Below are 24,545 nucleotides of genomic sequence, written 5' to 3'. Positions count from 1 at the left end.
CGCCTCACAAGCCATACAGCAACGGCACCGCGATCGTCGTCACCACGGCGGAGAGGATGTTCAGCGGCACGCCGAACCAGAAGAAGTCGCTGAACTTGTAGCCGCCCGGACCATAGACCAGCGTGTTGGTCTGATAGCCGATCGGCGTGGCAAAGGAGGCCGAGGCGCCGATCATCACCACCATGACCAGGGGCCTCGGGTCCACGCCCAGCGTGTTGGCCAGCGCAATGACGATCGGCGTGCAGATCACCGCCACCGCGTTGTTCGAGACGATCTCGGTCAGGAAAGAGGTCAGCGCATAGACGATGAAGACCAGAAGATAAGGCGACTGCCCCTGCAGGAATGGCGCGACCCAGCCCACGACCAGCTCGACCGCACCGGAATGCTCCAGCCCGGCGCCGACGCCCAGCATCCCGAACAACAGCGCCATCAGGCGCCCATCGACCGAGGCCAGCGCCTCGTCGCTGTCGATCGCCCGGGTCAAGAGCACGATGCCGACACCGATGAAGGCGAGGTACTGGATCGGCGGCGCGCCCGGTATGGCGGCACAGCCGATCACCGCCAGCAGGATCGCCACCACCAGCGGCGCATGGCCGCGCCGGTAGGGCCGTTCGGTCGGATGGGTCACATCGACCATGTCCATATCCACCGCCAGCCGCTGGATATCGGCCTGCGCGCCTTCCAGCAGCAGCGTGTCGCCGATCTGCACCTCAATCCCATCGAGGCTCATCCCGAGGTTTTTGTCGCGCCGGTGCACGGCCAAGGGATAGACGCCATAGCGCCGCCGCAACCGCATCTCGCCCAGGGTGCGCCCGATCATCCGGCAGCCCGGGGTGACCAGCACTTCCACCGTCGTGGTCTGGACCGAGGACAGCTTGTCGACGTCCTTCAGATCCTTGTGGTCCTTCAGCCCCAGCACCTCGGCCATGGGCGAGCGCAGCACCACCCGGTCGCCGGGCTCCAGCACCACATCCGCCATCTGGCGCCTGAGGCTGGCATCGCCGCGCAGCACGTCGATCACCCGCACCCCGCCGCGGGTGAAGAGATCGACCTCCCCCGGCTTCTTGCCGATCAGGGCGGAATCCTCGGGCACCGCCATCTCGGTGAAAAAGCGCATGCCCTTGCGGTCGGTCAAGAGGGTCGACATCGACTCCCGCGTCGGCAGAAGGCGCGGGCCGACGATGGCGATGTAGATGAGGCCGGTCACCGCGACCACGATGCCAAGGGGCGTGATCTCGAAAATGCCGAAAGGGGCCAACCCCGCCTTGCGCGCCACCCCGTCCACCACCAGGTTGGTCGAGGTGCCGACCAGCGTCATCGTCCCGCCCAAGATGGTGAAATAGCTTAGGGGAATCATAAGCTTGGACGGCGCCATCTTCAGCTGCTTGGCCAGCTGCATGAAGATCGGCAGCATGACCACGACCAGCGGCGTGTTGTTCACGAAGGCCGAAACCACGGTGACCCCGGCCGCAAGGGCGACCATCGTCCGCCCCGGATGGGTTGCGGCATTGCGCGCCGCCATCTGGCTGATCGCCTCCAGGGCGCCGGTCCGCACCAGGGCGCCCACGATCATGAACATCGCCGCAATCGTCCAGGGCGCGTTGTTGGACAGAACGTCCGGCACCGCCTTCATCGGCAGTATGCCCAGAACCAGCATCACCACCGCGCCGCCCACGGCCACCACCTCGACCGGATAGGTCTCGCGCACGAACATCACCAGCATCGTGGCGAGGATGGCCAGCGCCACCACCGCCTGCATGGATTGGCTCAGGTCCAGTCCGATCATGCATCACCCTCTGCTTTTTGGCGTAGTTAGGGGGGTAGCCGGGTCAGAGGCAAGGAATATCCGGCAAAAGCCTCAGTCCGGGGCCACAACCCGGGGCCTTGGCCGCACAAGTGCCATTCCCGTCAGCATCACCGCCATGGCGACGAAAACCAGCAGGGAAAACCGCTCGCCCAGCAAAAGCATGGCCCAGCACAGGCCCGCGGCGGTCACGATGTAAGAGGTCTGGCTGGCGAAAACCGCGCCCAACCGTGCCGCAATTGCCACATAGCCCGCATAAAGCAGCGCATGCAGCGCCGAGGACCCCAGCAGCGCCGCCTCGGGCGCACCCCAGGGCGGCATCGGGCTGACCCAAGCGCCGGTCAGCAGAACCAGCGGCACGCAAAGCACCAGCCCGGCCAGCGAGGCGCCGAACATCGCCTGCAAAGGGTCCATCCCCGCCATGCCATAACGGGCGACGAAAGTGCCCTCCATCGCGTAGAACAGGGGCCCGATCAGGGCCAGCGGCAGGTAAGCCACCATGCCGGGCGCAAGGCTCGCCCCCGGTGCCGCGATGATCGCCACGCCGGCCAGGCCGAGGAGAAGGCCGATCAGCCGCTTGACCTCGAACCGGTCTGTGCGCAGCAGCATCGACAGGGGAAAGGCCATCAGCGGCACGGTGGAGATCAGGATCGACATGATCCCCGCCGGCAAGCGGTGGACCGAGATATAGAAGGTCAGGTTCGGCACCAGCGTGCCCAGCACCGCCACCACGACATAGAACACCAGCGCCCGCCGCGTCAGCACCAGTCCCTTGCCCCGCGCCAGCGTCAGCGCGCCCAGTACCAGAACGCAGATCACCAGCTGCCAGAAGATCAGCCCGAAGGGCGGATGGCCCGAAGAGGCCGCGATCTTGCCCAGGGGCTGGGTCGAGCCCCAGCCGATCCCGAGGACCAGCAAGGCCGCGATCGACCGCCAGTCCTTCACGGCGCGGCCTGCTGCAAACGCCCGCCCTGGCGGATCATCGCAACCTTGGTGGCCTTGCCGGTCTTGTCATCGGTCTCGACATAGACGCCCGACAGCGTCGCCTCGCCGCTCGCCGGCTCGAACCGGCTGGAGGACATGCCGGTGATGAAGCGCCGCAAAGGCTCCAGCTTCTCCATCCCGATGACCGAGTCGTAGTCACCGCACATCCCGGCATCGGTGAGGTAAGCCGTGCCCTTGTTCAGGATCATCGCATCGCCGGTCGGCACATGGGTATGCGTGCCCACGACCAGGCTCGCCTGCCCGTCGCACCAATGGCCCATGGCCATCTTCTCGGATGTGGCCTCGGCATGGATATCCACCACCACCGCCTGCACCATCCCGCCCAAGGGATGCGTCTTCAACACCGCATCCAGCGCCGAGAAAGGGTCATCGAACGGCCGTTTCATGAAGACCTGGCCCAAAGCCTGCGTCACCAGAACCTTGCGCCCTTGGGTCGCCTCGAACACCTTCGCCCCGCGCCCGGGTGCTATCTTGGAGAAGTTGAGCGGCCGGATGATCCGCGGCTCCTGCTCGATGAAGGACAGCATGTCCTTCTGGTCAAAGGCATGGTCGCCCAGCGTCACACAATCCGCGCCCGCGTTCAGGATCAGCCTGGCATGTTCCGGGGTAAGCCCCGCCCCCGCACTCGCGTTCTCGCCATTGACGACAACGAAATCCAGGCCCCAGGCCGCACGCAGCCCGGGCAACCGTTCCGCAATCCCGGTCCGCCCGGTCTTGCCCATCACATCGCCAAGAAAGAGTATTTTCATGCAAGCGGGATAGCCGCGCCACCAAGGCCCCGCAACCTCAAAGGCGACACCTTTGGCGGTAGGATGGGCAATTTGCCCATCGTCCCGAAGATGGGCAGATTGCCCATCCTACCGGACAGGTGGCCGCGTGATGCCCGCCGCCCAGGTTTCCCAAACGGCCGCACCTGTGATAGGCTGGTGCCGTCCCCACCGAGGTGCGCCATGCAGATCCTGATCGTCTATGCGCATCCCGAACCGACCTCCTTCAACGCGGCCATGAAAGACCTTGCGGTCCAGACCCTCACCGCGCAGGGCCATGCGGTCGAAGTCTCCGACCTTTACGCGATGGGGTGGAACGCGGTCGCAGGCCCCGCCGATATCGTCGGCCCGCCTTCGGACCCCTCCCGGTTCAGCCTGGCGCGCGAGCAGACCCTCGCGATGGAGCACGGCACGATCGCCGCAGAGATCGCCGCCGAACAGGCCAAACTCACCCGGGCCGACATGCTGATCCTGCAGTTTCCGGTCTGGTGGTTCGGCATGCCCGCGATCCTGAAAGGCTGGGCCGACCGCGTCTTTGCCCGCGGTTACGCCTATCTTCCGGGCCGCAAATACGACACCGGCATGTTCAAGGGCAAGCTCGCCATGGTGGCGGCGACCACGGGTACCTCGGCGGACACTTACGCGCCCGACGGCATCGACGGCGACATCCTCACCGTCTTCTGGCCCATCCATAACGGGCTGCTCAGATACACCGGCTTCGACGTGCTGCCCCCCTATGTCGCCTATATGCCCGCCCGCGAGGATGACGCCACCCGCGCCCGGCAGCTAGAAGCCTATCGGCACAGGCTGCAAAGCATCGCGACCACCCCCCGCCTCTTCTTCCACCCCGCCGAGGATTACGGCCCGAACGAAAGACTGAAACCCGGAATCCTCGCCCGCTCCGGCCAACAGCGCAACACCTGAAACCCGATCGGGACTGCGCCCGGCCTTGGGGCGCAGCAGGCCCAAAGGCGAGACCTTTGGCAGTAGGATGGGCAATCTGCCCATCTTCGGGACGTTGGGCAGATTGCCCATCCTACCGCCCATCGGAACGCAAGCTTCTTATCGGCGCACTTCCTGCACGGCGAGGCTCGCAACGGGCCGTGGCACCGCCTATCTTCCCCCCCATGCAACTCCCCGCCCCCCTCATCGCATGGTTCCAATCTCAAGGCTGGACCCTGCACCCCCACCAGCTCGCCATGCTGGACCGGGCCGAAGACCCCTCCACCCTCCTCATCGCCCCCACCGGTGGCGGCAAGACCCTCGCAGGCTTCCTGCCCACGCTGGCCGAGCTGGCCCAAGGTTACGAGGGCCTCCATACCCTCTACATCTCCCCCCTCAAGGCCCTGACCGCCGACATCCGCCGCAACCTGCGCCGCCCGGTCGAGGGCGCGAACCTGCCGATCCGGATCGAGGACCGCACCGGTGACACGACCTATACCCAGCGCCGCCGCCAGCGCGCCGACCCGCCGCATATCCTGCTGACCACGCCGGAAAGCCTCGCCCTCCTGCTCACCTATGAAGATTCCCCGAAGATCTTCGCCAATCTGCAACGGGTGATCGTCGACGAAATCCACGCCTTGGCCGAATCCAAGCGTGGTGACCAGCTGATGCTGCAACTCGCCCGCCTCGAAACCCTCTCCCCCGGCCTGCGCCGCGTCGGCCTTTCCGCCACGGTCGAGGACCCGCCCGCCCTCGCCCGCTTCTTCGGGCCCGCGACCCGGGTCCTGCAAGCCGACCCCGGCCCCGACCCCGACATCAGGATGCTGACCACCGACACGAGCCCGCCGTGGAGCGGCGGCGGCGGCAAATATGCCATCCCGGCGATCCTCGAACAGGTCAAGCAACACAACATCACGCTGATCTTCCACAACACCCGCGCCCAGGCCGAAATCTTCTTTCATAACCTGTGGTTGGCCAACGAGGACAGCCTCCCCATCGGCATCCACCACGGCTCCCTCTCCCGCGAACAGCGCGAAAGGGTGGAGGCCGCGATGGTCGCAGGCAGCCTGCGCGCCGTGGTCTGCACCGGTTCGCTCGACCTTGGCATCGACTGGGGCGATGTCGACCTCGTCATCCAGGTCGGCGCGCCCAAGAACGTCAAGCGCCTGGTGCAACGCATCGGCCGCGCCAACCACCGCTACAACGCCCCCTCCAAGGCGCTGCTGGTGCCTGCCAACCGCTTTGAGGTGGTGGAATGCCAGGCAGCCCTCGAGGCCGTCAAAGCCCATACCCTCGACGGCGAGCCGCGCGGCCCCGGCCCCCGCGATGTCCTCTGCCAGCATATCCTCGCCACTGCCTGCGCCGGTCCCTTCGACGGCGACGCCCTCTACCGGGAGGTCATCACCGCCGGCCCCTATGCGCTTCTGACCAAAGCAGAATTTGACGCCTGCCTCGATTTCGTGGCCACCGGCGGGTATGCGCTGAAGGCCTATGACCGCTGGCAACGCCTGATGATCCGCGGCGACAAATGGACCCTGCGCGACCCCCGCGCCGCCGCCCTGATCCGCCAGAACCTCGGCACGATCATCGACATCGAGACGATGAAAGTCGCCCTCAAAGGCCGCGGCGCCCCCCTGGGCGAGATCGAGGAATACTTCGCAGCCTCCCTCTCCCCCGGCGACACTTTCCTGATCGGCGGCGAGGTCGTCCGCTTCTCCAACCTCCGCGAACTGACGGTCGAAGTCACCCGCGACCCCGGCCGCCCGCCCAAGGTCGCGGTATTTTCCGGCACCAAATTCGCCACCTCAACCCAGCTTTCCGACCGCATCCTGCAGATCTTCCAGCAGGACAGCTGGCCCGAGCTGCCCGCCCACACCGCCCAATGGCTCGCCCACCAGCGCGAGGTCTCCCGCCTGCCCGAACCCGACCGCCTGCTGCTCGAATCCTTCCCGCATGACGGGCGCGAACATCTCTGCATCTATGGTTTTGCCGGGAGAAACGCCCAGCAAACCCTCGGCCTCCTCGTCACGAAGGAGATGGAGGCGGCTGGCCTCGCCCCCCTTGGCTTTGTCGCCACCGACTACGCCACGCTGATCTGGGGCCTCGAACCCCTTGAAAACACGGACCTGTTCGACAAGACCCGCCTGCGCGACGGGCTGGAAACCTGGCTCGCCGGCAATGCCGTGATGAAACGCACCTTCCGCAACACCGCCATCATCGCCGGCCTGATCGAACGGTCGAACCAGGGCCGCCGCAAATCCGGACGGCAGGCCACCTTTTCCTCCGACATCCTCTACGACACCTTGCGGCGCTTCGACCCGCACCACCTCCTCCTCGACATCACCCGGGAAGAGGCGCTGCGCGGCCTCGTCGACTTCGGCCGGATCGAAGCCCTGCTCGACCGGGTCGGCCCTCGCATCGACCTGATCCGCCTGCCGCGCATCACCCCGCTCGCAGCCCCCCTGATGCTGGAACCCGGCGTGGTCCCGATTCATGGCGCCGGTCGCGACCGCCTCGCCTCCGACGCCGCCCGCGAACTTCTGCGCAATGCGGGTCTGGACTGACCGCCCCCGAACCCCCTAATTGCTCCTTGCCAAATACTCCCGCCGGAGGCGCCATGCCCTATGCCTTCCCCCTCGGCCCAGCCGCCCTGCACGCCCTCCCCTCCGGCGCCCTGTTCTGGCCGGATCAAGGCCTACTCACGGTGTCCGACCTGCATTTCGGCAAATCCGAGCGCCTGGCCCGGCGCGGCGGCAGCCTGCTTCCGCCCTACGAGACCCGCGCCACCCTGACCCGCCTCGACGCGGATCTGGAGGCGACCCAGGCCCGGCGCGTCATCTGCCTCGGCGACAGTTTCGATGATCTGATGGCCGCCGAGGAGATGGAGGAAAGCGACCGCCTCTGGCTCACCCGCCTGATGGCTGGGCGCGACTGGACCTGGATCGAGGGCAACCATGACGCGGGGCCGGTCAACCTCGGCGGCACCCACCGGGCGGAACTGCGCGTGGCAGGCCTGACCTTCCGCCACATCGCCACGGCGGAACGTTTCGAGGTTTCAGGCCATTACCACCCAAAAGCCCGCCTGCCCGGCCGCACCGCGCCTTGTTTCCTGATCGATGCGGCGCGGGTGATCCTGCCCGCCTATGGCGCCTATACCGGCGGGCTGTTCAGCGACCACCCCGACCTGCAAGCGCTGATGCAGCCGCGCGCGCTGGCGGTGCTGACCGGGGCCAGATGCCTGCCCCGGCCGATGCGATAGGCGCAGCAGGGATTGGTAGGATGGGCAATCTGCCCATCTTCCAGGGCTAGCCTAGGCGGTCAGACCCTTCGGCTCGGCCAGACCATTGGCGCGGCAGCAGGCGGTCAGGGTATTGGCCAGAAGGCAGGCAATCGTCATCGGCCCGACGCCACCCGGCACCGGGGTGATCGCCCCGGCCACGGCGGCAGCACTTTCGTAATGCACATCGCCCACCAGCTTGCCCTTGCCGTCACGCTCGATCCGGTTGATGCCGACATCGATCACGGTGGCACCCGGCTTGACGAAATCGCCGGTGATTATCTCGGGCCTTCCCACCGCCGCCACCAGGATATCCGCCCCGCGGCAGACCGCCGCCAGATCCTTGGTCCGCGAATGCGCAATCGTCACGGTGCAGCTGTCGCCGAGCAGCAGCTGCGCCATCGGCTTGCCCACGATGTTCGACCGCCCGACCACCACCGCATTCAACCCCGAAAGCGAGCCGAGGTGATCGCGCAGCATCATCAGGCAGCCGAGCGGCGTGCAGGGCACCATGCTCTTCTGCCCGGTGCCCAGAAGCCCGACGTTGGAGATGTGGAACCCGTCGACGTCCTTGGCCGGATCGATCGCATTGATCACGAGGTCGGAGTTCAGATGCCCCGGCAGCGGCAGTTGCACGAGGATGCCATGCACCGCAGGATCGGCATTCAGCTTGGCGATCAGCGCCAGAAGATCCGCCTCAGACGTTGCGGCATCCAGCCGATGCTCGAAGGAGTTCATCCCGACTTCGATCGTCGAGGCATGCTTGTTCTTCACATAGACCTTCGAGGCCGGGTCTTCCCCCACCAGCACAACGGCCAGACCCGGCGTGATGCCGTTCTGCTCTTTCAGCCGCGCCACCGCCTCGGCCACCTGGGCGCGCACGCCTGCCGCGAAAGCCTTGCCGTCGATCACCTTTGCCGTCATCTTCTTCTCCTCAAGCGACCGCAAAGGCGGCGCGGTAATGGTCCATTTGCATGCGGGTGGCGAGCACCGCGTTCTTCATCAGGATGGCGACCGTCACCGGGCCCACACCGCCCGGCACCGGGGTGATCCAGCCGGCCACCTCGGCGCAGCTGGCGAAATCGGCGTCGCCCACGGTCTTGCCCTCCACCCGGTTGATGCCGATGTCGATCAGCGCGGCCCCCGGCTTCAGCATGGCCCCGGTCACCAGGCCCGGCTTGCCCACCGCCACGAAGACCGCATCGGCGGCGCGCGAATGCACCGCGACCTGCCGCGTCATGTGGTGGCACACCGTCACCGTGGCGCCGAGGCCCATCATCAGGAAGGCAATCGGCTTGCCGACAATCTCGGAATGGCCGATCACGCAGACATCCAGACCCTCGACCTTCAAGGGCAGGGTCTTCAGGATCTCCACCGCCGCCACCGCCGTGCAGGGGCCCAGCGCCAGATCGTTGTAGACGATATTGCCGATCGAGGAGGGATGCATCCCCTCGACATCCTTCAGGGGATGTACGGCTTTCTGCAGGGTCTTCACCGGGATATGGCCGGGCAGGGGGCGCTGGATGATGATGCCATTGACCCTGGGATCGGCATTCAGCCCGGCCAGAACGCCGGTCAGCTGTTCCAGGCTGATCTCGGCGGGATAGTTGCGCGCCTCGAAGGCGACACCGGCGGCCTCGGCCTGGCGCTGCTGGTTGCGGACATAAAGCTCCGCCGCCGCCACATCGCCGACCGAGATCGAGATCAGGCGCGGCTGCCAGCCCGCCGCGGCCAGCTCCTGCGCTGCGACCCGGGTCTCAGCCGTCATGCGGGCGGCAATCGCCTTGCCGTCGATCAGGGTCGCGCTCATCTCATCCTTTCGTCGGGTCTGCGGGCGGGGTGTCCGGCCCGGACTCCTTGTTCAACACGTCTTCCTCGCGGGCAATCGACCAGTCGATCAGCTTGCGCCACAACTTCTCCAGCTTGTCGGGCGGCAGGCCGTGCAGCACCGCCTCGGCCCGGACATTGGCCACCACCTCTTCGACCCGCGAGCCGATGCGGGCCGGCCAGCCGATGCCGGTCTTGATCTCGGCCGCGCGGTCGATATAGGTCGTCCGCTCGGCAAACAGCGCCACCAGTTCGCGGTCCACCCGGTCGATCTCGACCCGGATATCCGTCATCGTCTTGCAGTCGGCAGCTTTCATCTCGGTCACCTCGATCCTTGCGCCGCCCTTCTAGCGAAAGGCGGCGCAGGGAACAACTTCACCTTGGCCAGAGTTCCGGACCAGAACTCCGGACCAGACCCTTAGAACAGGCCTTCGACGAAGCCCTGGTCGTTCAGCCGGATCACCTCGGCCGAGGGGACCTTGGGCAGGCCCGGCATGGTCATGATCTCACCGCAGATCACCACGATGAACCCCGCCCCTGCCGAGAGCCGCACTTCGCGCACCGGCACCGAATGGCCGGTGGGGGCGCCGCGCAGGTTCGGGTCGGTCGAGAAGGAGTATTGCGTCTTGGCCATGCAGATCGGCAGATGGCCATAGCCCGCCGCCTCCCAGGCCTTCAGCTGATCGCGGATCGACTTGTCGGCCAGCACCGCATCGGCATGGTAGATCCGCTTGGCGATGGTCTCGATCTTCTGGAACAGCGGCATGTCGTCGGGGTAGATCGGCGCGAAATTGGCCGAACCGCTTTCGGCAAGGCTGACGACCTTGTGCGCCAGATCCTCGATCCCGGCAGAGCCCTTGGCCCAGTGCTGGCAAAGGATCGCCTCGGCGCCCTGGGCTGCCACATAATCCTTCACCGCCTGAATCTCGGCATCGGTGTCAGAGTAGAAGTGGTTGATCGCGACCACGACCGGCACGCCAAAGCCCTTCACGTTGCCGATGTGGCGGCCGAGGTTCGGGCAGCCTTTCTTGACGGCTTCGACGTTCTCGGCCCCCAGATCGGCCTTGGCGACACCACCGTTCATCTTCATCGCGCGCACGGTGGCGACGATGACGGCAGCCGAAGGCTTCAGCCCCGCCTTGCGGCACTTGATGTCGAAGAACTTCTCCGCCCCGAGGTCGGCGCCAAAGCCCGCTTCGGTGACGACATATTCACCCAGACGCAGCGCCGTCTTGGTCGCGATGACCGAGTTGCAGCCGTGGGCGATATTGGCAAACGGGCCGCCATGCACGAAGGCCGGGTTGTTTTCCAGCGTCTGCACCAGGTTCGGCTGCATCGCGTCTTTCAACAGCACGGTCATCGCGCCATCGGCCTTGATGTCGCGGCAATAGACCGGCTTCTTCTCACGCGTATAGGCCACGACGATATCGCCGAGGCGCTTTTGCAGGTCTTCCAGATCGTTCGACAGGCACAGGATCGCCATGACTTCCGAGGCGACCGTGATATCGAACCCGGTCTGGCGCGGGAAGCCGTTGGAGACGCCGCCAAGGCTCACCACGATGTCGCGCAGCGCGCGGTCGTTCATGTCCATCACCCGGCGCCAGACGATGCGGCGCTGGTCGATGTCCAGGCTGTTGCCCCAGTAGATGTGGTTGTCGATCATCGCCGACAGCAGGTTGTGGGCCGAGGTGATCGCGTGGAAGTCGCCGGTGAAGTGCAGGTTCATCTCTTCCATCGGCACGACCTGGGAATAGCCGCCACCAGCCGCGCCCCCCTTCATGCCGAAGTTCGGGCCAAGCGAGGCTTCGCGGATGCAGACGATGGCCTTCTTGCCGATCCGGTTCAGACCGTCGCCCAGACCCACGGTGGTGGTGGTCTTGCCCTCGCCCGCGGGGGTCGGGTTGATCGCCGTCACCAGGATCAGCTTGCCCATGGGCTTGCTTTCCAGCGACTTGATGAAGGCCTGCCCGACCTTGGCCTTGTCATGGCCATAGGGCAGCAGATGTTCGGCAGGAATGCCAAGCTTCGCGCCGATGTCCATGATCGGTTTCTTCGTCGCTTCGCGTGCAATCTCGATATCGGTCTTGAAGGCCATGTCTCTCTCCCGGTCGGCAAATGGCAACTCGACCCCTGATAGCGAAGAAAGCGACGGTGACGAGTCGCTTTTCCGACCAAGCCCGCATCAAATTCGCCAGTGGCGGTTTCCGATCGGAAAGAAGCGGCGGGCCGAGGAAAGCCCTAGCCCGGCATGCCCAATTCGTCCGAGCGGCGGCGCTCCAGCTCCTGGGCATAGCGTTTCAGGCAATAGGCCTCGGTCAGGTAGCCCACCACCTTGCGGCTGGTCGGATTGTCCAGCACGGGAAGCACCTCGGACTGGCGGTCCGAGAAGGTCTTGAGGATCTCGGAAATGTCGGCCTCGGGGAAAAGCCGCCCCTCCGGCGCCTGGGCCAGGTCGGCGGCGACGACCAGATCGGCCAGCTCGCCCAGGTCTGGGTCATGCAGGGCCACCACGTCGATCAGCCCGACATAGGAACCGGCCTCGTCCACGACGAAGAGGTATTTCGCTGCGCCAATCGGCGCGCGGCGGCGCAGGGCCTCCAGCGACAGGCGCTGGTCCACCACCTTGGCATCGGCCCGCATCAGCCGCCCGGCGCGCAGCGTGGCGATCCAGCCGATGTCCTGCCCGCCGCGCAACCGCAGCCCGCGCAGATGGAAGCGCCAGGTCGAGAAGCTGTAGCCGAAGGTCAGCCGCACCACGGTGGAGGCGACGATCACCCCGATGGCCACGCCCATCGTCACCGGAAAGTCGCCGGTCGCCTCCAGCACCAGAAAGATCATCGTGAAAGGCGCGCCGATGATCGCCGCCCCCACCGCCCCCATGCCGACCAGCATGAAGACATGGCGCTGCACGAAGATCGCCGGCAACAGATGGCCGGTGGCATCGACGAAAGCCGCCCCCAGAAGCGCGCCCAGAAACAGCGAGGAGGAAAACAACCCGCCGCGAAACCCCGCGCCGAGCGAGACCGCCGAGGCCGCCACCTTCGCCGCCAGCAGGGCGAGGATCAGCACCAGCGAAAGGGGCTGCATCAGATGCCATTCGATCGCGCCATGCCCGGCGCCCAGAACCTGCGGCGACCAGAGCGCGATCAGCGACAAAAGCCCGCCCCCCACCGCCGGCCGCAGCCAGACCGGGATGCGAAGGGACCGCAAGGCGCGTTCCACCCAGGTCGCCGATTGCATGGTCAGGATGCCAAGCCCCGCCGCCAGAAGGCCGAGCAACGCGAAGAGGATGTAAAAGCTGTTCGGGATGGCGAAGAACTCGCTCACGCTGAACAGGGGCGCGTCATTGCCCAGCAGGCGGATCACCATGGCCCCGGCCAGCGCGGCACTGGTCACCGGGGCCAGCCCGCGGGTGGAGTAGCTGCCATGCACCAGCTCGAACCCATAGAAAGCCCCGGCCAAGGGCGCATTGAAGGCCGCCGCAATCGCCGCCGCCGCGCCCGCCGTCACCATCAGCCGCTGATCCTCGCGCCGCAGCTGATACTGCCCGCCCACCAGCGAGAAGAGGCCGGCGCCAAGCTGGCTGTACCCCGCCTCCATCCCCACCGAGGCGCCGCTGGCGTTGGAGATCAGGGTCAGCCCGGTCAGCCGGGCCGAATCGCGCAGGGACATCTGCCCGCCGTAAAGCGCATTGGCCTCGACCGGGTCGACGATCTCCACCGGGCGCAGGCGGTTGAGGGCCAATGTGACCAGCCCCAGCACCAGCCCGCCCGCCGCCGGGATCAGCGCCAGCCGCCAGGGGGTCAGCGTCACCTGCGCGCTCAGAAGCGCACCCACCGCCAGGCCGAAGTCGAGGCTGTGCAAGAGGGCCACCGCCTCGCGCAGGCCATAGGTGATCAGCCCGACCACGGCGCCCAGCACGATGGCGCAGCAGATCAGCCAGGTTTCATGGTTGCGCGCGGCACGCTGGAAGTCGGCCAGACGCTGGCGGAGCGCCTGGTACCGGTGGCTCAGGGTCTGAAACGGCGCGCTGAACATCGAAGGGCCTGTGCAGGGGTCCCCTCCGGCCTTACGGCGCAGCGGCGCCGCTGGCAACCGGCTGGCCCTTCAATTTTCCGATGGCCACCTGCCTGCGGGCGTGAGGTCAGCCCTTGCGCGCCTCTTCCGCGAAGTTCCAGGCCCGCTGATCGGGGATATGCAGGCGCAAGCTGTCGCCAATGGCAAAGCTGCCCTCGCGCTCCACCCAGGCCACCACGCCGCGCCGGCCGGCGGCGGCGGGCTTGAAGGCCTTGCCATAGCCCGGATGCGCCGCCTCGATCGCGCGCGAGGGCACGGTACAGGGCCGGTTGTTGAGGTTGACCACCAGCGTCGCCCCGGACGAACCCTGCAGCCGCGATCCCGGCGGGACATGGCTGAAATCGGGGATGCCCTCGATCACCATGGTCGCGCCCAGAAGCCGCGGGTCGAGCGCCGCCAGCCCCATCCGCTCGGCGATCTCGCCCAGTTCCTCGGCCGACAGGATCGAGACCTGGCGCGTGTTGGCGACCATCGTGCCCTCGGGATACTGCGCCGTCATCCGGCTGCACGAGGGGGCAAGCACACCTTCATGCGCCTCGCCCGCGATGCCGGCGAAGGTGGCTGTCAGCCTCTCGCAAGGCTCGGCGTCCAAAAGGTCATAGGTGCCGATCATCCGCCCCAGAAAGATGATGCGGCCGGTGAATTGCGTCGGTTTCAGGATCGGCATGGCTCAGACCTTCAGCGTGAAGAACACCCGGCGGAACGGCATGAGACACGATCCGTCCGGCAGAAGCGGATAGGCGGAATGTACCGCCTGATCATAGGCGGCGGTAAAGGCGCGGGCCTCGGCCTCGGTCATCTTCTCGACGAAGGGGCGCATGGCGGTGGACTGGGTGAAGGCATGGACCGGGTGGATGCCCTCGGTCGGGTCCAGCTTCTGCATATACTCCGTCTCCCAGGTCTGCACGGTGCCCAAGGGGGACAGAAGCTGCCAATAGGCCTGCGCGGTCATCACCGGGGCCTCGAAATGGCAGGCATCGAAGAGGCTCGGGTAAAGCGCCGCCGCGATGTCGCGCAGAAAGCGGTGCGAGGGGGCGAAATACTGGCGCGGCATCTGCACCGCCAGCGTGCCGCCGGGGGCGAGCATGGCGGCCAGGCGCGGCATCAGCCCCTCATGGTCGGGCAACCAGTGCAGCGCCGCGTTGGAGAAGATCAGCGCGGGCGGCGCATCGGCCTGCCAGAGGGCGGCATCGGCCTCGATCAGCCTGTCATAGCCCTCGGCCTTTGCCAGCATGGTCGGCGAGTTGTCCACCCCGATCAGCGGGTGATCGGGATAGCGTTGCCGCACCGGCCCCACCGCCGCGCCATCGCCACAGCCGAGGTCGATCACCGCCCCCTCGGGCAGTTCCCCCACCTGCATCAGCAGGTCCACCAGGGGGCGCAAACGCAAACCCCGAAACCTTGCGTAGGTTTCGGGGTTCCAGTCGGTTTTGGCCTTCACGCTCACGCGAGCGGCTCCGGTTCGATCCCCGGCTTGGTGATCGGCGCCCGGGTCTTCGGGATCGACAGGACCGAGGTCGAGCCACCGCCCGAAGAGGTCTTGTCGTCGTCGTTGCCCAGAGGCTCGCCCGCCAGAACCTTGCGGATCTCGTCGCCGGTCAGGGTTTCATATTCCAGCAGGCCCTGCGCCAGCCGTTCGAACTCTTCCGCCTTTTCCGAGATGATCTTGAAGGCCAGCTCATAGGCCTCGTCGATCAGGCGCTTCACCTCGGCCTCGATCAGGGTCTTGGTCTCGGGCGAGACCGAGAAGCCGCCGGTGGCCCCCTCATAGCCCTGATGCGCCTCGGAATAGTCGATGTTGCCGACCAGATCCGACATGCCCCAGCGCATCACCATGGCGCGCGCCACGGCCGAGACGTTCTGGATGTCGCCGCTGGCCCCCGAGGAGACCGAATCCGCGCCCCATTTGAAGATTTCGGCGGCCTTGCCGGCCATGCCCATCGCCATGCGGCTCTTCATCTGGTCCTTGTGCCACGAGTTGCGGTCCATCTCGGGCAGGCTCATCACCATGCCCAGGGCACCGCCGCGCGGGATGATCGTGGCCTTGTATACCGGGTCACATTTCGGCAGCGTGATGCCGACGATGGCATGGCCAGCCTCGTGATAGGCGGTCATTTCCTTGTCGGAATCGCTCAGGACCATCGACCGGCGCTCGGCGCCCATCATGACCTTGTCCTTGGCCTGTTCGAAATCTTCCATCGTCACGAACCGGCGGCCGAAGCGGGCGGCCATCAGGGCGGCTTCGTTCACCAGGTTGGCAAGGTCCGCACCCGAGAAGCCGGGGCAGCCGCGCGCGATGATGCGCAGATCGACATCCGGGCCGACCGGCACCTTGCGGGCGTGGACGGTGAGGATCTTTTCGCGGCCCTTGATATCGGGATTGGGCACATGGATCTGGCGGTCGAAGCGGCCCGGACGCAGCAGGGCGGGGTCCAGCACGTCCTTGCGGTTGGTGGCGGCGACGATGATCACGCCTTCATTGGCCTCGAACCCGTCCATCTCGACCAGAAGCTGGTTGAGGGTCTGTTCGCGTTCGTCATTGCCACCGCCGATGCCCACGCCACGGGCACGGCCCACGGCGTCGATTTCGTCGATGAAGACGATGCAGGGCGCGTTCTTCTTGGCCTGTTCGAACATGTCGCGCACGCGGGAGGCGCCGACGCCCACGAACATCTCCACGAAGTCGGAACCCGAGATCGTGAAGAAAGGCACGCCAGCTTCCCCGGCGATGGCCCGCGCGAGGAGGGTCTTACCGGTACCGGGCGGGCCGACCAGCAGCGCGCCTTTCGGGATCTTGCCGCCGAGGCGCGAGAATTTCTGCGGGTTGCGCAGGAATTCGACGATCTCTTCCAGCTCTTCCTTGGCCTCGTCGATGCCGGCCACGTCGTCAAAGGTCACCCGGCCCTGCTTTTCGGTCAGAAGCTTGGCGCGTGACTTGCCAAAGCCCATCGCACCGCCACGGCCGCCGCCCTGCATCCGGTTCATGAAATAGATCCAGACCCCGATCAGCAGCACGAAGGGCAGCCAGGCGGTGATCACCGTCATCAGGCTGGATTGCTCCTGCGGATCGGCGCGGACTTCCACGCCCTTGTCGAGCAGCTTGTCCGTCACCTGTTCGCCGGTCGGGCGGATCGCGATGTAATGGCTGCCGTCCTTGGCCGTGACACGGATCTGTTCGCCGTCCAGCGTCACCGACTTCACGTCACCCGAGTTCACCCGTCCGATGAACTCCGAATAGGAAACCGTCTGGGCCGTGAAGTTATTGGAGCTGTTGAAGAGGTTGAACAGTGCCAGCACCAGCACCAACAGTACCACCCAGAATGCAATATTGCGTGCGTTTCCCACCTGGAACTCCTTCTGACGCAGCGAGCCTGACACAGGCCCACCGCTTTGGCTTACAAGATAGACATTCGTTTGGCCGGTTCAATGCGATAAAAAGGCAGAGTTGCGCCCAAGCAGCGTTTGTAGCGGTATCGCGCTATAGGCCCCCGATCCAAGCCCGGCAAGGGGGGCGGCGATCAGCCGATCCTCCAGCCAAAGCGCGGGGGAGGCCAGAAGCGCCGCCCGCGGCAGGCCGGTGGCACGCCAGTCGGGGCATTGCAGCAGGCCCTCGGCGGTCAGCGCGCCAATCTCGGCGCCCTCGGGCCGCGGGCCGGTGATCCGCCAGCGCCCATCCCAGGTTGCACCCCGGGTGCGCGGGGCGGCGGCCTTCGCCTCCCGCAGGGCGCGCAGGCCTTGCGCCGTCACGATGAACCGGCACCCGGCCAGCGTCGCCGCCTGACCGGAGGCGAGCCTTTGCGCCAGCTGGCCGATCTGGCCGCCGCGCGGGGCATAGGCGGCCGGCGCGATCCACAGGAGGATGCGGGTCAGAAGCCGGCGCTGCGTCTCGGCCGGGGCCTGCCAGAGCTGCGGCTGGATCAGGACGGTGCCGGCCTCGGGCGTCAGGCAGCTTCTGGCCCAGTCATCGGCCAAGGCATCCAGCGCCAGCCGCGCCTCGGCCAGATGGGCTGCGACCTCGGCCAGCCGTGCGGACGTTAGGCCCAGCGGTTCCAGCACAGGCAGGGTCTGGCGCGCCTTGACGCGCTCAAAGCGCAGGTTCTGGTTGGAGGGGTCCTCCGCCCAGCTCAGGCCCCGCCCGACCAGCCAGGCACGCAGTTCGGCGCGGGACATGTCCAGCATCGGCCGGGCCCAGGTCACGCCACCCTCGGCCCAAAGTGCCGACATCGCGGCGAGGCCATCGACCCCCGCCCCCCGCGCCAGACGCATCAGGAAGGTTTCGGCGACATCATCTTGAGTATGGGCCAGCGCAACCGCGCCGATCCCCGCTTCGCGCGCCCAGTCCGCGATCAGACGGCGGCGCGCCTTGCGGGCCTGGTCCTGCAGGTTGCCGCTGCGGTCCCAGTCCTGCCAAAGCAGCGTCTGATGCGTCAGCCCCAGCGATTGCGCGACGCGGGCGACCATCGCCGCCTCCTCCGCAGCACCCTGCCGCAAGCCATGATCGACGGTCACCACGGCGGGCTTCAGCCCGGCCTCCACCGCCAGATGCAGCATTGCCATCGAATCCCCGCCGCCCGAGACGGCAAGTGCGAAAGGGCCGGCCTTGGTCAGGCCGACCCTTTCAAACCCCGCCAGCAGGCGAGCGGGCAGATCCGTCAAGGACAGCCCTGCGCCGCCATGGCGTTTCTGGCATTGGCCTCGTCGGCCGAACCCGGGAAGCGCTTGCCGACTTCGGCCAGCGTCACGCAGGCTTCGGACGCCTGCCCCAGCTTGCCGAGCGCCAGGCCCAGCTTGGTCAGCGCCTGCCCGGCCAAAGGCCCGGTCTGGCTGGCCGAGAAACTGTCGAGATAGGCGCGCGCCGCATTGGCGGTGTCGCCGGTCTGGCTCAGCGCGTCGCCGCGCAGAAGGTCAGCCTGCGGGACTAGGGGGCCCCCGGGGTAGGCCTGGGCATAGGTCTTAAAGAGATCCGCGGCGCCAGGAAAGTCACCGGAATCGAGCACCCCCTTGGCCCGGTCGAAGTCTGCTTTTTCGTTGACGGTCATCTCGACGCCGGTATCGGCGGGGGCCGTGGTGGTGTCAGCGCCGGCCGCAGGCGCGGTGGTCGCATCGCCGGCCCCGGCCGCAGGTTTCGGCTTGGGTTTCGTCGCGGCGGTGCCGGCGGCCGCGGCGGCCGGCGCACCCTTGGCCATGGCGCCCAGATCGGGCGTGGCCGGCAGGCTCGCCGGATCGCAGCCCTCGGTCTGCTCGCAAAGGCGGAATTCGATATCCCCGATCCGATTGGTGCCATCGGCGACCACGGCGTTCAGCTTCTGCTCGACCTCTTCGGTCTTGGCGGTCAGCTTGGTCAGCTCGGCCTCGATGGAATCCATCCGTTGCAGGGCATCACCGCCGGCGCTGCCATTGGTGGCAGCCCCGGTGGTGATCAGCTCTTTCTTCAGCGAGAGGAACTGTGCGGCCAGCTGCGCCAGCTCGGCCTTCACATCCGCAAGCGACTTCGCATCCTGCGCCATGGCAGGCAGCGGCAGAAGCAATGTAGCAGCCAGAAGCCAGCGCATCATGGCCTCAGGACCCCGAACCCATCGACAGCACGGTCACGGCGCGGCGGTTCTGCGCGTAGCAGCTTTCTTCCGAGCAGATCGCGATCGGGCGTTCCTTGCCATAGGACACTGTCTGCATCCGGCTGCCGGAGATCCCTTGCGAGATCAGGTAGTTCTTGACCGCATCGGCGCGACGGGCGCCCAGCGCGATGTTGTATTCGCGCGTGCCCTGTTCGTCGGCATGGCCTTCGACGATGATCGCGTAATCCGGGTTGGTCTTCAGCCACTGGGCCTGACCGTTCAGCGTGCTGCGGGCGGTGTCCGACAGGGTGGACTGGTCGACGAGGAACAGCACGCGGTCGCCGACGGTCTGGTTGAAATAGGCCACCGACTTGGGGTTCGACGGATCGCCGAGGCCCGAGGTCGTCACCCCGTTGCCACCCACGCCATTGGCGCCATTGGCCCCGTTGGCACCCAGATCCCCACCGGCACCGCCAAAGCGGTCGGGGTTACGGCACGCCGACAAGGCAAGGGCTGAGACGATCAGCAACACCTTGACGGGAATAGCAAAGCGAAACGACATGGGGGGTTTTCCTTGTTCTTGGCGGCTCGATGGCCGGGAATATAACAGCTTTGCCGCAGTCTGTTAACAGGTTGGCTGTTAACAGGCTGCGGCGGCATATCAGGGCAGGAGCGGCGACCACGAGGGGTCAGAGGCGGAACCGGGCGTCGGCACCTGGTGCAGGTTGCGCCCCGTCACATCGATCGAATAGAGCGTCGCCGACCCCGCCGCCCCCGGACTTTCGCGCGTGAACATGATCACCCGTCCGTTCGGCGCCCAGGTCGGACCCTCGTCCAGGAAGGAGGCGGTCAGCAGGCGCTCTTCGCTGCCATCGGTGCGGACCACGCCGATGTAGAAGCGGCCATCCGCGATCTTGGTGAAGGCGATCAGGTCACCGCGCGGGCTCCAGACCGGGGTGCCATAGCGCCCCTTGCCCGAGGACAGCCGCGTGGCCTCGCCGCCGCCCGCCGGCATGATGTAGATCTGCTGCTGGCCCGAACGGTCGCTTTCGAAGACGATCTGGCTGCCATCCGGGCTGAAGGAGGGCGCGGTTTCGATCGACGGCGCATTGGTCAGCTGCCTGAGCGCGCCGCTGTCGATGTTCAGCATGTAAAGGTCCGAGTTGCCGTCCTTTTCCAGACTGAAGACCACGTTGTGCCCATCGGGCGCAAAGCGCGGCGCGAAGGTCATCGAGCCGGGCTGTTCATCCAGAACCTTGGTCGCGAGGTTGCCGGTGTTCATCACATAGATGCGCGGGAAGCCCGAGGCATAGGAGGTGTAGAGGATGCGGTCGCCGCTGGGCGAGAAGCGCGGCGCCAGCACGATCGACTTGCTGTCGGTCAGGTACTGCACATTGGCGCCATCGTAATCCATCACCGCCAGCCGCTTCTGCCGCGCATCCTTGGGCCCGCTCTCCGAAACGAAGATCACCCGGCTGTCGAAATAGGGGCCTTCGCCGGTGATCCGGCTATAGGCGGCATCGGCCACCTTGTGCGCCATCCGCCGCCAGCTCTTGGCCGAGCCGGCAAATTGCAGCCCGTCCCCGAGGGGCTGGCCCGAGGCCACATCGTACAGGCGGAACTTCACCACCAGCTTGCCGCCCGAGGATTGCACCGCCCCGGTGATCAGCACCTGGGCATTGATCGCCTGCCAGTCGTTATAGGCGATCGGCGCATCGAAGCTCGAATAGCCGCTGATATAGGCCGAGGCGGGAATTTCGCGGAACAGCCCGGTGCCGGACAGATCGTCCGCCACCACCCGCGCCAGATCATGCGCCGCCTGGGTGGCCTCGCCGTTCAATGCCTGAAAGTCGGGCACCGCATAGGGCATCGGCTCGATGACGGGATCGTTGAAGGTGATGTGAGGCTCCTCGGCCTGCACGGCGGCCGCACTCAGAAGGCCGAGGCAAAGCGCAATCGGCCCAAGAAGGCGGGATAGGGAATGGCGTTGTGTCATTCGGTCCTCGTGGCGTAAGGGCGGGGCAAGAAGGGGGCGGGCGCGGCAAGGGTCGGCATCAGCGCAACCTCCCCTGGCTCGCGTCGAAGGTGAAGAGCATGGACTTCCAAGTGTCGTATTTGTCGGCGGGCAGGCCAAGCCCGAGGGTCGCCCCGCGGTAGACGGCGCGTTTGGCGGCCTCGAAGGCCTGTTTGGCTGCGGCCTGGCTGCCGCCGCTGAAATCCACCATCTCGACCGACAGGACCTTTTGTTCCGGGCTCAGCTTGACCCGCATGGTCACGATGGTCTGGCTGGCCTCGGTCGACAGCGAACCGATGTTCCACAGCGGGCCGATGACATGGCGAAGGTTGTCGACCTCGCCGGAATTGAGCGCGGCGCCCAGGGTCTGGTCGCCCGAACCGCCGGTGCCGGATTTCGACGGGGCCGGCGCATCGGCCGTGGTGGAGGAATTGGCATCCGCCAGCGCCGCATCGATCGCCGCCTGATCCGCCTTGGCCTTGGCATCTGCCGCCGCCTTGGCGTCTGCCGCGGCCTTCGCCTTGGCATCGGCCTTGGCCTTGGCATCCGCGGCGGCCTTGGCGTCCGCCTTTGCCTTGGCGTCGGCAGCAGCCTTGGCATCGGCCTTGGCTTTCGCATCCGCCTTGGCCTTGGCATCGGCGGCAGCCTTGGCGTCTGCCGCGGCCTTTGCATCGGCCGCGGACTTGGCATCGGCTGCCGCGGTATCTGCCGCCGTCGTATCCGGCACGGTCGGATCGGCTGCCGCGGTATCGGTGGCGGTCGGGTCCGGCGCGTCAGGCGCGGGGCGCGACGGCGGGCGCGGGCTGGAGGTCGGGGCAAGCTGCGGCGCGTTGTCCGTCGTGGGCTTGGCATCCGGCACCACCGCCGTCACCGTGTCCGGCGGCGCTGCGGCGGGCTTGTCGGGAACCGGGGTCGCATCGGGCGCGGGCGTGTCGCTCTTTTCCGGCACCGGCGTGTCGGCGACCTTGGGCTGGTCGGGCGTCTCCACCGGGGTCGAGGCGACACGGTCCGCCGGGCGCGGCGCGGGCTTCACATTCGACGGCGGCACCGGCAAGGGCTGCGGCGTGTCGGAAGGCGGCGTCACCGGATCGGGCGGCGTGTCCACGGCGGGGGCGGGATCAGGTTGCGGCGCGGGCTTGGGCGTGGGCTTCGGCTTGGCGGCCGGTTTCGGGGCGGCAGGTTTCGGCGTGGCCGCTGGCGGCACGGCATCGGGCTTGGGCGCGTCCGGCTCTGGCGCATCGGGCTTCGGGGCATCAGGCTTGGCCGCATCCGCCTTGGCCGGATCGGACTTGGCCGGGGCCGCGGCTTTCGGCTGAGCCGCCGCCGCATCCGCCGCGGCGCTCGCCTTCGGGGCCGAGGCGAACTGGGCGTCGAACTGTTCCGAAGTCAGGATCGAGACATTCGCCACCTGAATCTCCGGCGTCTCGGAGTTCCAATGCAGGAAACCCCCGAGCAAAGCCCAGAGGATCAGGCCCAGATGCCCGATGCCCGAGATGATGAGACCCTTCTTCATCAACAGGTCCTAGTTGCTGCCGTCGAACTTGGGGCCACCGGGATCGGTCACCAGCCCGATGTTGTTGAACCCGCCGGCATTGAGCGCGCCCATCACCTGCGCCACCCGCATGTAGGTGACCGTGCCGTCCGCCCGCACGAAGACCTTGTCGGACTTGCGCTCGGACGCGATGGCCCGCAGCTTGGGGATCAGCTCGGCATCGGCGATCTCGGTGGTCTGCAGCATGATCAGGCCATCCGCCGTCAGCGTGATGGTCAAGGGCTCTTCCTGTTCGGTCGGCATCGCATTGGCGGCGGTTTCCGGCAGCTTGACCGGAACGCCCACCGTCAGAAGCGGGGCGGCGACCATGAAGATGATCATCAGGACCAGCATCACGTCGACGAAGGGCGTGACGTTGATCTCGCTCATCGCGGCGGCGCGGCCACGGTGGCGGCGGCGCCTGCCCCCACCCCCGCCTGCGGATTTGATAACCCCTGCACCCATGGCTCAGGCGTCCAGCTGGCGCGAAAGGATCGTGGCGAATTCGTCGGCAAAGGCCTCGTAGCCGCCGAGGATATGTTCGCTGTCCGAGTTCAGCTTGTTGTAGAACACCACCGCCGGGATGGCGGCGATCAGGCCGATGCCGGTGGCCAGAAGCGCCTCGGCGATGCCGGGCGCCACGACGGCGAGGTTGGTGTTCTGGCTGATGGCGATCTCTTCAAAGGCGTGCTTGATGCCCCAGATCGTGCCGAAAAGCCCGATGAAGGGCGCGGTCGAACCGGTGGTGGCAAGGAAGCTCAAGCCCTTGTTCAGCCGTTCGGATTCGCGGCTGATCGCCACATCCATCGCCCGGTCGATGCGGGCCTGGGCGCCGGCGATCAAGCCTCCGTCCTGCCGGTGGCTGCGCCGCCATTCCAGCATGCCGGCGGAGAAGATCTTCTCCGACGAGCCCTCGGGCTGGCTGCCGATCTTTTCGAACAATTCATCCAGCGGCTCGCCCGACCAGAAGGCGCGGTCGAAGATCGAGGCTTCCTTGCGCGCGGCGCGGAACAGGATGTGCTTTTGAATGATCACCGCCCATGACCAGAAGGACATGAGCATCAACCCCGTCATGACGATCTTCACCGTCAGGGTTGCGCGAAGGAAGAGGGCAAGCAAAGAAAAATCAATCGCCGGCGCTGCCGCCGCTGCCGCAAGTGCTGTCTGGTCCATTACGCCTGCTCGTTGTCTTGGGGTCTTTTGCCCCGTGTTAGCGGCGATTCTATATGGATTTAAGGGGGAATGCCAATAGAACAGCGACAGGCGGCGCATTGTTGCCGCCACAGTAACAAAATTTGCGCTGCTTTGTCGGGCAAAGGGCGGGTTTTGCCCGCCGGACCGGCCTCAGGGGCCGAGGGCCGCGATCAATTCAGGCGGCAGACGGGCGGCGGCGCCTGCGGCGTTCAGGCAGACCAGGGTCACCCGGGCGCTGAAAAGCAGGGACTCACCGCAAAGCACGCTCTGGTCCAGCACCAGCCGCGCCCCGGTTCGCGCCTGCAGGGTGGTCTGCACCTCCAGCATATCGTCAAAGCGCGCCGGCTTCAGGTAATCGGCCTCGACCCGGCGGACGGCGAAGACAAGGCCCTGTTCGGCCTGCATCCTTCCCTGATCCAGCCCCAGCCCGCGCACCCATTCGCTGCGGGCGCGTTCGATGAACTTCAGGTAATTGGCGTAATAGACGATGCCGGCGAGGTCGGTATCCTCGTAATAGACGCGCAGGGAAAAGCGGTGGGGCTGCATGGGGCC

General features: G+C 66.6%; 22 protein-coding genes. 3 read left to right on the top strand and 19 right to left on the bottom strand.

Annotation, left to right across the window (positions count from 1 at the left end; all coding sequences use genetic code 11):
* Positions 1-4 precede the first annotated feature (4 nt).
* The 3 genes from AC1DZT_RS02255 to AC1DZT_RS02245 form a co-directional block, all read right to left on the bottom strand.
* Positions 5-1,786, bottom strand: coding sequence for an SLC13 family permease (locus AC1DZT_RS02255; RefSeq protein WP_478004958.1), 1,782 nt, complete (start codon positions 1,784-1,786; stop codon positions 5-7).
* Positions 1,787-1,858: 72 nt separating this feature from the next.
* On the bottom strand, positions 1,859-2,749 hold the full coding sequence (locus AC1DZT_RS02250) for a DMT family transporter (protein ID WP_478004957.1): 891 nt from the start codon (positions 2,747-2,749) through the stop codon (positions 1,859-1,861).
* Positions 2,746-3,558, bottom strand: coding sequence for a TIGR00282 family metallophosphoesterase (locus AC1DZT_RS02245; protein ID WP_478004956.1), 813 nt, complete (start codon positions 3,556-3,558; stop codon positions 2,746-2,748). The genes AC1DZT_RS02250 and AC1DZT_RS02245 overlap by 4 nt, the downstream gene beginning before the upstream one ends.
* A gap of 201 nt (positions 3,559-3,759) precedes the next feature.
* Here AC1DZT_RS02245 and AC1DZT_RS02240 point away from each other — a divergent pair, with 201 nt between their 5' ends.
* The 3 genes from AC1DZT_RS02240 (at position 3,760) to pdeM (ending at position 7,777) form a co-directional block, all read left to right on the top strand.
* The gene (locus AC1DZT_RS02240) at positions 3,760-4,500 is read left to right on the top strand and encodes an NAD(P)H-dependent oxidoreductase (protein ID WP_478004955.1); all 741 of its coding nucleotides are present in this window, start codon (positions 3,760-3,762) and stop codon (positions 4,498-4,500) included.
* 203 nt (positions 4,501-4,703) lie between these two features.
* Positions 4,704-7,082, top strand: a complete 2,379-nt coding sequence (locus tag AC1DZT_RS02235) for a ligase-associated DNA damage response DEXH box helicase (RefSeq protein ID WP_478004954.1) — start codon at positions 4,704-4,706, stop codon at positions 7,080-7,082.
* A gap of 53 nt (positions 7,083-7,135) precedes the next feature.
* Positions 7,136-7,777, top strand: coding sequence for a ligase-associated DNA damage response endonuclease PdeM (gene pdeM / locus AC1DZT_RS02230; RefSeq protein ID WP_478004953.1), 642 nt, complete (start codon positions 7,136-7,138; stop codon positions 7,775-7,777).
* 51 nt (positions 7,778-7,828) lie between these two features.
* Here the strand turns inward: pdeM and folD are convergent, their stop codons facing one another.
* The 16 genes from folD to ybgC form a co-directional block, all read right to left on the bottom strand.
* Positions 7,829-8,719, bottom strand: a complete 891-nt coding sequence (gene folD, locus AC1DZT_RS02225) for a bifunctional methylenetetrahydrofolate dehydrogenase/methenyltetrahydrofolate cyclohydrolase FolD (protein ID WP_478004952.1) — start codon at positions 8,717-8,719, stop codon at positions 7,829-7,831.
* Between the two features lie 10 nt (positions 8,720-8,729).
* On the bottom strand, positions 8,730-9,605 hold the full coding sequence (locus AC1DZT_RS02220) for a bifunctional 5,10-methylenetetrahydrofolate dehydrogenase/5,10-methenyltetrahydrofolate cyclohydrolase (protein WP_478004951.1): 876 nt from the start codon (positions 9,603-9,605) through the stop codon (positions 8,730-8,732).
* Between the two features lies 1 nt (position 9,606).
* Positions 9,607-9,939, bottom strand: coding sequence for a chorismate mutase (locus tag AC1DZT_RS02215; RefSeq protein ID WP_478004950.1), 333 nt, complete (start codon positions 9,937-9,939; stop codon positions 9,607-9,609).
* 101 nt (positions 9,940-10,040) lie between these two features.
* The gene (locus tag AC1DZT_RS02210; RefSeq protein WP_478004949.1) at positions 10,041-11,717 is read right to left on the bottom strand and encodes a formate--tetrahydrofolate ligase; all 1,677 of its coding nucleotides are present in this window, start codon (positions 11,715-11,717) and stop codon (positions 10,041-10,043) included.
* 143 nt (positions 11,718-11,860) lie between these two features.
* A complete protein-coding gene (locus AC1DZT_RS02205; protein WP_478004948.1) occupies positions 11,861-13,660 on the bottom strand; it encodes a chloride channel protein in 1,800 nt (599 codons plus the stop codon).
* A gap of 106 nt (positions 13,661-13,766) precedes the next feature.
* Positions 13,767-14,366 carry an MOSC domain-containing protein gene (locus AC1DZT_RS02200; RefSeq protein WP_478004947.1) on the bottom strand — a complete coding sequence of 200 codons (600 nt, stop codon included), beginning with the start codon at positions 14,364-14,366 and terminating at the stop codon, positions 13,767-13,769.
* Positions 14,367-14,369: 3 nt separating this feature from the next.
* A complete protein-coding gene (locus tag AC1DZT_RS02195; protein ID WP_478004946.1) occupies positions 14,370-15,089 on the bottom strand; it encodes a methyltransferase domain-containing protein in 720 nt (239 codons plus the stop codon).
* Positions 15,090-15,142: 53 nt separating this feature from the next.
* The gene (ftsH, locus tag AC1DZT_RS02190) at positions 15,143-17,044 is read right to left on the bottom strand and encodes an ATP-dependent zinc metalloprotease FtsH (protein WP_478004945.1); all 1,902 of its coding nucleotides are present in this window, start codon (positions 17,042-17,044) and stop codon (positions 15,143-15,145) included.
* A gap of 78 nt (positions 17,045-17,122) precedes the next feature.
* Positions 17,123-18,355: a tRNA lysidine(34) synthetase TilS gene (tilS, locus tag AC1DZT_RS02185; RefSeq protein WP_478004944.1), complete on the bottom strand. Its 1,233-nt coding sequence runs from the start codon at positions 18,353-18,355 to the stop codon at positions 17,123-17,125.
* Positions 18,352-19,251 (bottom strand): tol-pal system protein YbgF, encoded by a 900-nt coding sequence (gene ybgF, locus AC1DZT_RS02180; RefSeq protein WP_478004943.1) that lies wholly within the window; start codon positions 19,249-19,251, stop codon positions 18,352-18,354. The genes tilS and ybgF overlap by 4 nt, the downstream gene beginning before the upstream one ends.
* A 7-nt stretch (positions 19,252-19,258) precedes the next feature.
* Positions 19,259-19,816, bottom strand: a complete 558-nt coding sequence (gene pal, locus AC1DZT_RS02175) for a peptidoglycan-associated lipoprotein Pal (RefSeq protein WP_478004942.1) — start codon at positions 19,814-19,816, stop codon at positions 19,259-19,261.
* 99 nt (positions 19,817-19,915) lie between these two features.
* Positions 19,916-21,250: a Tol-Pal system beta propeller repeat protein TolB gene (gene tolB / locus AC1DZT_RS02170; protein WP_478004941.1), complete on the bottom strand. Its 1,335-nt coding sequence runs from the start codon at positions 21,248-21,250 to the stop codon at positions 19,916-19,918.
* A gap of 58 nt (positions 21,251-21,308) precedes the next feature.
* Positions 21,309-22,781 carry a hypothetical protein gene (locus AC1DZT_RS02165; RefSeq protein ID WP_478004940.1) on the bottom strand — a complete coding sequence of 491 codons (1,473 nt, stop codon included), beginning with the start codon at positions 22,779-22,781 and terminating at the stop codon, positions 21,309-21,311.
* A 9-nt stretch (positions 22,782-22,790) separates the two neighbouring features.
* Positions 22,791-23,264: a protein TolR gene (gene tolR / locus AC1DZT_RS02160; RefSeq protein WP_478004939.1), complete on the bottom strand. Its 474-nt coding sequence runs from the start codon at positions 23,262-23,264 to the stop codon at positions 22,791-22,793.
* 3 nt (positions 23,265-23,267) lie between these two features.
* On the bottom strand, positions 23,268-23,972 hold the full coding sequence (tolQ, locus tag AC1DZT_RS02155; protein ID WP_478004938.1) for a protein TolQ: 705 nt from the start codon (positions 23,970-23,972) through the stop codon (positions 23,268-23,270).
* A gap of 171 nt (positions 23,973-24,143) precedes the next feature.
* On the bottom strand, positions 24,144-24,539 hold the full coding sequence (gene ybgC / locus AC1DZT_RS02150; RefSeq protein ID WP_478004937.1) for a tol-pal system-associated acyl-CoA thioesterase: 396 nt from the start codon (positions 24,537-24,539) through the stop codon (positions 24,144-24,146).
* Positions 24,540-24,545 lie beyond the last annotated feature (6 nt).

The organism is Rhodobacter sp. P1_C2, from assembly GCF_056406375.1.
This window is presented reverse-complemented; position numbering and strand designations above follow the sequence as displayed.

Excerpts from the sequence above, each read along its gene's own strand:
- AC1DZT_RS02165 (WP_478004940.1), bottom strand. The coding sequence starts at position 22,781 with ATGAAGAAGGGTCTCATCATCTCGGGCATCGGGCATCTGGGCCTGATC.
- AC1DZT_RS02220 (WP_478004951.1), bottom strand. The coding sequence starts at position 9,605 with ATGAGCGCGACCCTGATCGACGGCAAGGCGATTGCCGCCCGCATGACG.
- AC1DZT_RS02205 (WP_478004948.1), bottom strand. The coding sequence starts at position 13,660 with ATGTTCAGCGCGCCGTTTCAGACCCTGAGCCACCGGTACCAGGCGCTC.
- AC1DZT_RS02200 (WP_478004947.1), bottom strand. The coding sequence starts at position 14,366 with ATGCCGATCCTGAAACCGACGCAATTCACCGGCCGCATCATCTTTCTG.
- tolB (WP_478004941.1), bottom strand. The coding sequence starts at position 21,250 with ATGACACAACGCCATTCCCTATCCCGCCTTCTTGGGCCGATTGCGCTT.
- folD (WP_478004952.1), bottom strand. The coding sequence starts at position 8,719 with ATGACGGCAAAGGTGATCGACGGCAAGGCTTTCGCGGCAGGCGTGCGC.
- pal (WP_478004942.1), bottom strand. The coding sequence starts at position 19,816 with ATGTCGTTTCGCTTTGCTATTCCCGTCAAGGTGTTGCTGATCGTCTCA.
- AC1DZT_RS02210 (WP_478004949.1), bottom strand. The coding sequence starts at position 11,717 with ATGGCCTTCAAGACCGATATCGAGATTGCACGCGAAGCGACGAAGAAA.
- tolQ (WP_478004938.1), bottom strand. The coding sequence starts at position 23,972 with ATGGACCAGACAGCACTTGCGGCAGCGGCGGCAGCGCCGGCGATTGAT.
- tolR (WP_478004939.1), bottom strand. The coding sequence starts at position 23,264 with ATGGGTGCAGGGGTTATCAAATCCGCAGGCGGGGGTGGGGGCAGGCGC.
- ybgC (WP_478004937.1), bottom strand. The coding sequence starts at position 24,539 with ATGCAGCCCCACCGCTTTTCCCTGCGCGTCTATTACGAGGATACCGAC.
- AC1DZT_RS02255 (WP_478004958.1), bottom strand. The coding sequence starts at position 1,786 with ATGATCGGACTGGACCTGAGCCAATCCATGCAGGCGGTGGTGGCGCTG.
- ybgF (WP_478004943.1), bottom strand. The coding sequence starts at position 19,251 with ATGCGCTGGCTTCTGGCTGCTACATTGCTTCTGCCGCTGCCTGCCATG.
- AC1DZT_RS02245 (WP_478004956.1), bottom strand. The coding sequence starts at position 3,558 with ATGAAAATACTCTTTCTTGGCGATGTGATGGGCAAGACCGGGCGGACC.
- AC1DZT_RS02235 (WP_478004954.1), top strand. The coding sequence starts at position 4,704 with ATGCAACTCCCCGCCCCCCTCATCGCATGGTTCCAATCTCAAGGCTGG.
- AC1DZT_RS02215 (WP_478004950.1), bottom strand. The coding sequence starts at position 9,939 with ATGAAAGCTGCCGACTGCAAGACGATGACGGATATCCGGGTCGAGATC.
- pdeM (WP_478004953.1), top strand. The coding sequence starts at position 7,136 with ATGCCCTATGCCTTCCCCCTCGGCCCAGCCGCCCTGCACGCCCTCCCC.
- AC1DZT_RS02240 (WP_478004955.1), top strand. The coding sequence starts at position 3,760 with ATGCAGATCCTGATCGTCTATGCGCATCCCGAACCGACCTCCTTCAAC.